This window comes from Brachybacterium sp. 107, from assembly GCF_052379725.1.
Classification (GTDB): Bacteria; Actinomycetota; Actinomycetes; order Actinomycetales; family Dermabacteraceae; genus Brachybacterium.
The window spans coordinates 151,089-160,467 of record NZ_JBQSYW010000008.1 but is presented as its reverse complement, the minus strand read 5'-3'; the positions used below and the strand labels follow the sequence as shown (position 1 = coordinate 160,467).

6 protein-coding genes are annotated in these 9,379 nt (G+C 68.6%); 1 reads left to right on the top strand and 5 read right to left on the bottom strand.

The annotated features are described in order from the left end of the window. Window positions 1–7: 7 nt before the first annotated feature. A complete protein-coding gene (gene nrdF / locus ACT3UL_RS11185; protein ID WP_343922057.1) occupies window positions 8–976 on the bottom strand; it encodes a class 1b ribonucleoside-diphosphate reductase subunit beta in 969 nt (322 codons plus the stop codon). Window positions 977–1,442: 466 nt separating this feature from the next. Between nrdF and ACT3UL_RS11180 the strand changes: the two genes are divergently transcribed. Continuing rightward, complete coding sequence (locus ACT3UL_RS11180; protein ID WP_444578300.1) at window positions 1,443–3,068, top strand: DUF418 domain-containing protein; 1,626 nt, start codon at window positions 1,443–1,445, stop codon at window positions 3,066–3,068. Window positions 3,069–3,171: 103 nt separating this feature from the next. Here the strand turns inward: ACT3UL_RS11180 and ACT3UL_RS11175 are convergent, their stop codons facing one another. The 4 genes from ACT3UL_RS11175 to nrdE all read right to left on the bottom strand — a co-directional run bounded on the left by ACT3UL_RS11175 (window position 3,172) and on the right by nrdE (window position 9,376). Next, window positions 3,172–4,632 (bottom strand): MFS transporter, encoded by a 1,461-nt coding sequence (locus tag ACT3UL_RS11175; protein WP_444578299.1) that lies wholly within the window; start codon window positions 4,630–4,632, stop codon window positions 3,172–3,174. Between the two features lie 297 nt (window positions 4,633–4,929). Further along, entirely contained in the window at window positions 4,930–5,703 is a 774-nt protein-coding gene (locus tag ACT3UL_RS11170; protein WP_444578298.1) for an IclR family transcriptional regulator, read from the bottom strand. A 75-nt stretch (window positions 5,704–5,778) separates the two neighbouring features. Further along, window positions 5,779–6,954, bottom strand: a complete 1,176-nt coding sequence (locus ACT3UL_RS11165; protein WP_444578297.1) for a D-2-hydroxyacid dehydrogenase — start codon at window positions 6,952–6,954, stop codon at window positions 5,779–5,781. 289 nt (window positions 6,955–7,243) lie between these two features. Beyond that, window positions 7,244–9,376, bottom strand: a complete 2,133-nt coding sequence (gene nrdE / locus ACT3UL_RS11160; RefSeq protein WP_444578296.1) for a class 1b ribonucleoside-diphosphate reductase subunit alpha — start codon at window positions 9,374–9,376, stop codon at window positions 7,244–7,246. Between the last annotated feature and the right edge of the window lie 3 nt (window positions 9,377–9,379).

Sequence of the window (9,379 nt, the reverse complement as noted above, 5' to 3'; positions counted from 1 at the left end):
GCGGGGCTCAGAAGTCCCAGTCGTCGTCCTCGGTCTCGACGGCCTTGCCCATGACGTAGCTGGAGCCCGAGCCGGAGAAGAAGTCGTGGTTCTCATCCGCGTTCGGGGAGAGCGCGGCGAGGATCGCCGGGTTGACCTCGGTCTGATCCTGCGGGAACAGACCTTCGAAGCCGAGGTTCATGAGCGCCTTGTTCGCGTTGTAGCGCAGGAAGGTCTTGACCTCCTCGGTCCAGCCCACCGGGTCGTAGAGATCCTCGGTGTACTCCTCCTCGTTCTCGTACAGCTCGAACATCAGGGACATCGTGTAGTCCTTGAGCTCCTGGCGGCGCTCCGGAGAGGCCTTCTCCATCGCCTTCTGGAACTTGTACCCGATGTAGTAGCCGTGGACCGCCTCGTCACGGATGATCAGGCGGATGATGTCGGCGGTGTTGGTGAGCTCGCCGTGGGCGGAGTAGTGCATGGGCAGGTAGAAGCCCGAGTAGAACAGGAACGACTCCAGCAGCGTGGAGGCGACCTTGCGCTTCTCCGGGTCATCGCCCGCGTAGTAGCCCATGACGATCTGAGCCTTCTTCTGCAGCGGCTCGTTGAACTCGCTCCAGCGGAACGCCTCGTCGATCTGCTTCGTGTTCGACAGCGTCGAGAAGATCTGGGAGTACGACTTCGCGTGCACCGACTCCATGAACGCGATGTTGGTGTACACCGCCTCCTCGTGGGGGGTGATCGCGTCGGGGATCAGCGAGACCGCGCCGACGGTGCCCTGCACCGTGTCCAGCAGGGTGAGCCCCGTGAACACGCGCATGGTCAGGTTCTTCTCGGTCTCGGGGAGCCGGTTCCAGGACTGGATGTCGTTGGACAGCGGGACCTTCTCCGGCAGCCAGAAGTTGCCGGTCAGGCGGTCCCACACCTCCTGGTCCTTCGGGTCCGGAATCCGGTTCCAGTTGATCGCCTGGACCGTCGTCTTCAGGTGGTCGTTCACCGCAGCCTCACTGTCGCAAAGAATCGGGGGTGTAGCTCCCCGCCAGGGGGTCTAGTTCCCCGCCAGTCTAGGCAGTACGGGCGCTCGGCCGGGCCATCCCCGCTCCTCCGGGACGGGTGTCTCTGGACACCACGTCCGCGCCATGGCCACGACCTGCATCGCGGTCCCAGGAACGGCGGTGCGGAGTGCGGAGATCCGCCCCCAGGACCTCGTCCCGGCGCGTCGTGTCGCGCGGCCCGTCGAACCGCATCGCACCATCCCCGACGCCCTGACCGCTGCGATCGCTCCGATCGCTCCGAGCGCTCCCGCCCGTCCCTGACATCCGTCACGCCGATCCATGACAGGCACCCGACTTTGGTCGCGGGACATCCTCCCTGCGCCTCACTAGGTTCGGGAGACGACGCGAAGCGCCCGCAGCGAGCAGTGCTGGAGATCCGGGTGCGCCGCCGCAGAGGAAGGCCCCGACGTGACCGACGTACCCACCCCGGCCACCGACCCGACCCCGTCCGACCGGAACCCGCCTGATCCCGCCCCGGCCGATCCGAGGCCGTCCGATCCGAGGCCGGCCGACCAGGGGCCATCTGCGCCGGCGATTCCGTCCGCCGCCCCGCCGCGGTCCCTCGCGCCGGACATCGCCCGTGGGCTGATGCTCGCGCTGATCGCGATCGCGAACGTGTCCTGGTATCTCTGGGGCCACGAGGGCTCCGTGGGCATGACCCCGCACGTCCCTGCCCGCAGCGGCGCCGACTGGGTGGTGCAGGTCGCCATGACCATCGCGGTCGACCACCGGGCGATGCCCCTGTTCGCGGTCCTCTTCGGCTACGGGATGGTGCAGTTCTACCGCTCCCGCCTCGACCGCGGCATGGAGCCACGCATCGTGCGCGCCATGATGCGCCGCCGCCACTGGGCGATGCTTCTGCTGGGCCTGCTCCACGCCGCTCTGCTGTTCTACGGGGACATCCTGGGGGCGTACGCGGTCGCCGGACTGCTGATGGTGTGGATCTTCTTCGGTCGACGCACGCGCACCCTGGTAATCTGGATCGGGGTGCTCGTCGCGCTGATCCTCCTGTTCGCCCTGTTCAGCATCCTCAGCGCCATCTCACTGGCCTTCTTCGCGCCGCCCGAGGTCATCGGCTCCATGGAGTCCGGATCCTTCGGGATGGGGCTCGTGCGGGACTACGCCTACGGGCAGCCGTATCTGGTCTCCATCCTCGCCCGCCTGGCGATCTGGACCATGGGGCTGCTGCCTGGCGCTCTGCTCCTCACCCCGGTGTCGATCCTGGTGGGCTGGGTCGCCGCCCGCCACCGGGTGCTCGACGAGCCGCGGCGACACACCCGCCTGCTGGCACGCGTGGCGGTCGGCGGCATCGCCATCGGCTGGCTCGGCGGGGTGCCCGACGCCCTCCTCATCACGGGGGTGATCCCCCTGCCGGAGGCGGTGGGCTGGGCGTTCAGCGGTCTCAACTCGCTGGCCGGCATCGCCTGCGGGATCGGGTACGCCGCGGCGTTCGGCCTGCTCGCAGTCCACCTGGAGGGACGTGCCCCCGCGAGGACGACGTCAAGTCCTGACCTGGACCCGGGCTCGGAAACGAGCTCAGGCGCGGGTGCGGGCTCGGGCTCGGGCTCGGGCTCGGGCTCGGGCTCGGGCTCGGGGGACGGTCCTCTGGACAAGGCGGCCCAGCGCGAGAGACGCCGGGAGGCCGCCGCCGCGGACGCGGCGCGGGAACCGGCTCAGCGTGCCTATGGCCTTCCCTCCTCCACACAGGCGCGAGTTCCCGGGGTCGCCCCGACGGGGGCGTCGGCGCCCCGGACCGGCGCGCTGGTGCGTGCGCTGAGCGCCGTCGGGCAGCGCTCGCTGACCTTCTATCTGCTCCAGTCCCTGCTGCTGGCGCCGCTGATGGCGGACTGGGGACTGGGACTCGGCGTGCACCTGAGCACTGCCGGCGCCGTCGCGATCGCTCTCCTGGTGTGGCTGCTCTCCCTGCCCCTCGCAGCCTGGATGGACTCACGAAGCGTGCGCGGCCCGGCGGAGATGCTGCTGCGGCGGCTGACGTACGGTCGCCTCGATCCGCAGCGGCCCCGGCAGCCCTGATCACCGGCCCCCGACGGGAGGGAGACAGTGAGACCTCGGAGTCTCCCTCGTCGCCGACGGCCCGCCGTCGGGCGCTCGACCGCTCGGCACGGCACCGCCGGCCTCAGGACTGTGGCGTGCTGAGGGTCCTCGAGGCGGAGGTTCGCGCACTGCCCGAGGCGAGAGCCAACTCCGCCGCACGGTCCTCGCGGTCGGACTCATCGAGCGAGAGGCGCAGGGCGTCCTGCACCGACAGCAGGTCCCGGCCGCGGGTCTCCGGCACCAGGAACGTGGCACCCACGGTGATGGAGGCGAGCGTTCCCATGTAGACGGCCAGCACGATCCAGTTCCCGTCGGTCCAGGCCAGCAGCGCCGCACCGAGCACACCGGCCAGGCCGCCGGCGAGCACCGCGGAGATCTCCCGGGCCATGGCGACGCCGAGGTAGCGGTGGCGGGCGCCGAACAGCTCGGGCAGCATCGCGCACTGCGGACCGAGCATGGTGTTCACCGCGATGCCGAGACCGATCGCGATGACCGCCACCGCGACGACCTCGCTGCCGATGGACAGCAGGTACCAGGCCGGGAACGTGTACGCGAGCATGAACACGGCGCCGGCGCGATAGACGGGCACCCGACCGAAACGATCGGAGAGGTGCCCGCTCAGCGGCACGGTGACCATGCCCAGCAGCGAGCCGAGGGTGACGCCCCAGGTGACGATTCCCCGGTCCAGGCCGATCGCGGCAGAGGTGACGAAGGCGAGCGCGAGCGACTGGAACATATAGCTGCCGCCGTTCTCGGCCATGCGCAGCCCGATGCCCACGACCACGCCGGGCCGGCCGCGGGTGAAGATCTCCCGCAGCGGCCGCTCGGCGACCTGCTCGTGCTTCTCGAGATGCACGAAGGTGGGGGTCTCCCGCAGGTGGGAGCGGATCAGCAGCGCGACGATGATCAGCACGAACGACGCGAGGAACGGGATCCGCCAGCCGTAGGCGAGGAAGGCGTCCTCGGGCATCAGCGTGAGCAGCGTGAAGACGAGCGCCGCGAGCAGCGTGCCGGCCTGGATGCCGATGAACGGCAGTGCGGAGAAGAAGCCGCGGCGTCGCACCGGGGCGTACTCGGCCATGAGCACGGTGGCCCCGGCCTGCTCGGCGCCGGCTCCGAGGCCCTGCAGCAGGCGCAGGATCACCAAGAGGATCGGGGCGAGGTAGCCCGCCTGGTGGAAGGTGGGCAGCACCCCGATGAGGGTCGAGGAGCCGCCCATCAGCAGCACCGTGACGACCAGGACCCACTTGCGTCCCACCAGGTCACCGAGGGTGCCGAAGATGAGGCCGCCGAAGGGGCGGGCGACGAACCCGACGCCGTAGATCCCGAAGGCGGCGACCGTGTTCATCGCCGGGTCACCGTCGGGGAAGAAGAGGGTGTTGAAGACCAGGGCGGTCATCAGTCCGTACATCGCGAAGTCGAAGTACTCCATCGCGCTGCCGATGCTCGAGGAGAGCGTTGCACGACGGAGGTTCGCGGCGTACTCCTGATCGGACAGATGCTGCGCGCCCTCGGGGCGAGGTGCGCTCGTCGTCGAGCTCATGGCATCTCCTTCGATGCGTCGGGTGCGTGCGGTGGCGCTGGAGCGCGGCAGAGCCGCGCGGCGTCGCCCACTGTACTCAATTGTGAACGCAGTGCAACTGGTTGAACACGTGGCGGGCAGAGCGTGGGTGGTGAAGGGCCACCGATCAGGGGGCGCGACGGGATCGCCGTCGGGCGAGACAGCGCGACAGCAGGCCGGTCCTCACGCGGGTCGGCCCGACAGCGGGCTCGCCGTCACGCGGGTCGGCGCGACAGCGGGCTCACCGTCAGACGGGTCGCCCCGACAGCAGGTCGGTCCTCACGCAGGCCGGCGCGACAGCGGATTCGTGAGCTGCGCGGAGATATCGAGCAGTGCGGCGCCGACGGCGGCGATGGTCGTCTCGTCGGCCTCGGAGGCACCGAGAGGGACGCCGACGGCCATGCGTGGATCGCCCGGCTGCCACGGCTCCAGGGGTGCGGCGACGCCGAAGATGCCCGGGAAGGACTCGCCGTGGTCGACGGCATAACCGCGCTCGCGGCCTTCGGCGATCTTCGTGCGCACCTGATCGGGTGTGGTCACGGAGCGCTCGGTCTTCGGGACGAAGGTCGACGCGGACAGGACGGCCTCGACCTCCTCCTCCCCCATCCCGAGCAGCATCGCGTTGCCGACCGCGCAGTAGACCAGTGGCAGCCGGGAGCCCAGGGGCGTGCCGAGGCGCTCGGTGCGCCCCTCGTGACGGGCGAGGTAGATGGCGTCCGGAGCATCCAGCATCGCGATCTGCACGACATGGGTGCGCAGCAGCGGATCCGCCTCGACCACGCTGAAGAATTCACGCACCTGGTTGAACTGGGCGGCGAAGGCCCCGCCGAGCTCGGCCGTGCGCAGGCCGAGCCGGTAGCCGCTCTCGGCGCGCTGGATCATGCCCTCCCCCTCGAGCGCCTGGCAGATGTTCGAGGCGGAGGACTTCGCGATCCCGACCTCACGGGCGATCTCCGAGAGCGTCAGGGGCACACCGGCGACCTCGAGGGCGCGCAGGATCCCCAGGGCTCGGGAGACGGCGGGCGACGGGTCGCGGGTCTCAGGGCTGGACATGACAGGTCCTTCCTTCGGGGGCTCTCGGGAGCCTCAGCAGAACGCTCGGGAGTTCCAGCAGAACTCTCGGGAGTCTCAGTAGAACTCGACGGTGTCCACTACGTTGCGCAGCTCTGCGCCGTCGAGGAGACGACCGAGGTTGTCGAGGAACAGTCGCACGATCCGCGCCTCCTCGTGCGAGCTGAGGGCAGCGGTGTGCGGGCTGACCAGGACACGAGGATGATCCCACAGCGGGCTGGTCGACGGCAGCGGCTCGGTCGCGAAGACGTCGAGGGCGGCGAAACCGATCCGACCGTCCTCGAGCGCGGCGAGAAGCGCGCTCTCGTCGACCACGGTGCCGCGCCCGACGTTCGCCAGGATGGTTCCCGGCCGCACGGCCTCGAGCACCTCCGCGCCGACGAGCCCCTCGGTCGCCGCGGTCCCGGGCAGGGTCACGACGATCGCGTCGGCCCGTGCGGCGGCCGCAACCAGCTGGTCGGCGGGGACGAGCTCGTCGACACCGTCCACGGGCTCCCCGCTGCGGGTGGTGCCGAGCACGTGCGCACCGACTGCGGAGAAAAGGCTCGCGCAGGCGCTGCCGATGCCGCCGAGGCCCACGATCAGCACGGTCATCTCGTCGAGCTGCTTCATCTCCCAGCGGTCGCTCCACTCATGGGCCCGCTGCTGGGCGGCGAGCTGCGGGAGGGTCTTCGCGCCGGCGAGGACGCCGAAGAGGGCGAACTCCGCGAGCGGGCGGCCATGGACGCCGGCCGTGGTGGTGACGGTGATCCGCTCGAGCGTGGCCGGGTCGAGGCCGGCAGCCCGGACCTGCGCACCGCTCCCGGCGGCCATGGCCTGCACCCAGCGCAGGCGCGGGTTGGCCTCGGCCGTGCGGCGCAGGGCGGAGGGGTCGACGTCGGGCAGGGAGAACAGCACGTCGGCCGAATCGACCATCTCGTCGTAGGCGGTCTGCTCCGCGGGAGTGCGGACATGGTCGGGATCGCCGGCCCAGTCCGCCGGTCCGTGACGGGGCCGATAGAGCGTGTGGTCGCGGATGACGTCGACGCGGGGCTCGGCCTCCGCGATCTGCTGGCAGAGCGCCTCGGGGAGGTCCACGGCGATGACCACCCGAGGCCGGGATCCGCGCTCCGGATCGTCGGCCGGGGTCGGCGCCGGCCGAGAGTCCGATGCACCTTGCGGGACGACGGAGGGGGCGGCGGAGGGGGCGGCGGTTGTGGCTGCGTTCGGGGCTGCGGAGTCTTCGGCACGCATGGGAGCTCCTTCGCTCGAGGGATGGCGGATGTCCGTGCCAGCCTACCCAGTAGAGACAGTCCGTTGGACACCGTTCGCCCTATTGGACGCCCGTTCTGCGCTCGCCGCCCCGCTGACGTGCGCTCACCGCGTCGCTGATGTGCGCTCACCGCCCCGATGATGTGCGCTCACCGCCCCGATGATGAGCGCACACGACCCAGATGATGAGCGCCCGCCGCCCCCGCAGAGACGACAACGGGCGGGCACCCGGTGATCCGGATGCCCGCCCGTCGTGATCGGGGTCAGAGACTCACAGCATGCAGCTGACGCAGCCCTCGACCTCGGTGCCCTCGATCGCCATCTGGCGCAGGCGGATGTAGTACAGGGTCTTGATGCCCTTGCGCCATGCGTAGATCTGCGCCTTGTTGATGTCGCGCGTGGTAGCGGTGTCCGGGAAGAACAGCGTCAGCGACAGGCCCTGGTCCACGTGCTGCGTGGCCTCGGCGTAGGTGTCGACGATCTTCTCGTAGCCGATCTCGTACGCATCCTCGTAGTACTCGAGGTTGTCGTTGGTCATGTACGGCGCGGGGTAGTAGACCCGGCCGATCTTGCCTTCCTTGCGGATCTCGATCTTGGAGACGATCGGGTGGATCGAGCTCGTCGAGTGGTTGATGTACGAGATCGACCCGGTCGGCGGGACCGCCTGCAGGTAGGCGTTGTACATGCCGTGCGCCTTGACGTCCTCGCGCAGCTGCTTCCAGTCCTCCTGGGTGGGCAGGTGCACGCTGGAGCTCTCGAACAGGCCGCGGACCTTCTCAGTGCGGGGCTCCCACACCTTGTCGATGTACTTGTCGAAGTAGGTGCCGGTGCCGTAGGTGGAGTTCTCGAAGTCGTAGAAGACCTCCTTGCGCTCCTTGGCGATCCTGTTCGAGGCCTTGATGGCGTTGTAGGTGACCGCGTAGAAGTACATGTTCGTGAAGTCCAGGCCCTCTTCGGAACCGTAGAAGATGGACTCGCGAGCGAGGTAGCCGTGGAGGTTCATCTGGCCCAGGCCGATGGCGTGCGACTTGCGGTTGCCCTCGGCGATCGTCGGCACCGACTCGATGTCGGAGTTGTCCGAGACCGAGGTCAGACCACGGATCGCGGTCTCGATGGTGCGGCCGAAGTCCGCGGAGTCCATCGCCTTGGCGATGTTCATCGAGCCGAGGTTGCAGGAGATGTCGCGACCGAGCTCGTCGTACGTCAGGTCGACGTTCATGGTCGACGGGGTCGAGACCTGCAGGATCTCGGAGCACAGGTTCGAGTGGGTGACCTTGCCCGGGATCGGGTTGGCCCGGTTCACGGTGTCCTCGAACATGATGTACGGGTAGCCGGACTCGAACTGGATCTCCGCCAGGATCTGGAAGAAGTCGCGCGCCTTGATCTTCTTCTTGGCGATCTTCGGGTTGTCGACCATCTCGCGGTAGGACTCCGAGACGTTCACCTCGGCGAACGGCTTGCCGTACTCGCGCTCCACGTCGTACGGGGAGAACAGGTACATCGGCTCGTTGTTCTTGGCGAGCTCGAAGGTGATGTCGGGGATGACCACACCGAGGGAGAGGGTCTTGATGCGGATCTTCTCGTCGGCGTTCTCGCGCTTGGTGTCGAGGAACCGCAGGATGTCCGGGTGGTGGGCGTTGAGGTACACCGCGCCGGCGCCCTGACGCGCACCGAGCTGGTTCGCGTAGGAGAAGGAGTCCTCGAGCAGCTTCATCACGGGGATGACGCCGCTGGACTGGTTCTCGATGCGCTTGATCGGCGCACCGTACTCGCGCACGTTGCTCAGCAGCAGGGCGACGCCGCCGCCGCGCTTGGACAGCTGCAGCGCGGAGTTGATGGAGCGCCCGATGGACTCCATGTTGTCCTCGATGCGCAGCAGGAAGCAGGAGACGAGCTCTCCGCGCTGAGCCTTGCCGGCGTTGAGGAAGGTGGGGGTGGCCGGCTGGAAGCGCCCGTCGAGGATCTCCTCGACGAGGTTGCGGGCCAGCTGCTCATCACCCTCGGCGAGGGTGAGCGCCACCATCACCACGCGGTCCTCGAAGCGCTCCAGGTACCGCTTGCCGTCGAACGTCTTCAGCGTGTACGAGGTGTAGTACTTGAACGCGCCCAGGAAGGTCGGGAAGCGGAACTTCTTCGCGAAGGCCTGCTCGGACAGCGACTCCACGAAGGAGAAGTCGTACTGCTCGATGACCGCGGCCTCGTAGTACTGGTTCTCGATCAGGTAGTCCATCTTCTCGCGCAGCGAGTGGAAGAACACCGTGTTGGGGTTCACGTGCTGCAAGAAGTACTCGCGAGCGGCGAGCCGATCCTTCTCGAACTGGATCTCACCATCCGCACCATAGAGGTTGAGCATCGCGTTCAGCGCGTGGTAGTCGAGCTGCCTGTTGTGCTCGACCGGGGGCATCTC

What these genes read in the sequence shown, in the direction of transcription:
- ACT3UL_RS11170 (WP_444578298.1), bottom strand. Translation starts at nt 5,703, where the DNA reads ATGTCCAGCCCTGAGACCCGCGACCCGTCGCCCGCCGTCTCCCGAGCC.
- nrdE (WP_444578296.1), bottom strand. Translation starts at nt 9,376, where the DNA reads ATGCCCCCGGTCGAGCACAACAGGCAGCTCGACTACCACGCGCTGAAC.
- ACT3UL_RS11175 (WP_444578299.1), bottom strand. Translation starts at nt 4,632, where the DNA reads ATGAGCTCGACGACGAGCGCACCTCGCCCCGAGGGCGCGCAGCATCTG.
- ACT3UL_RS11165 (WP_444578297.1), bottom strand. Translation starts at nt 6,954, where the DNA reads ATGCGTGCCGAAGACTCCGCAGCCCCGAACGCAGCCACAACCGCCGCC.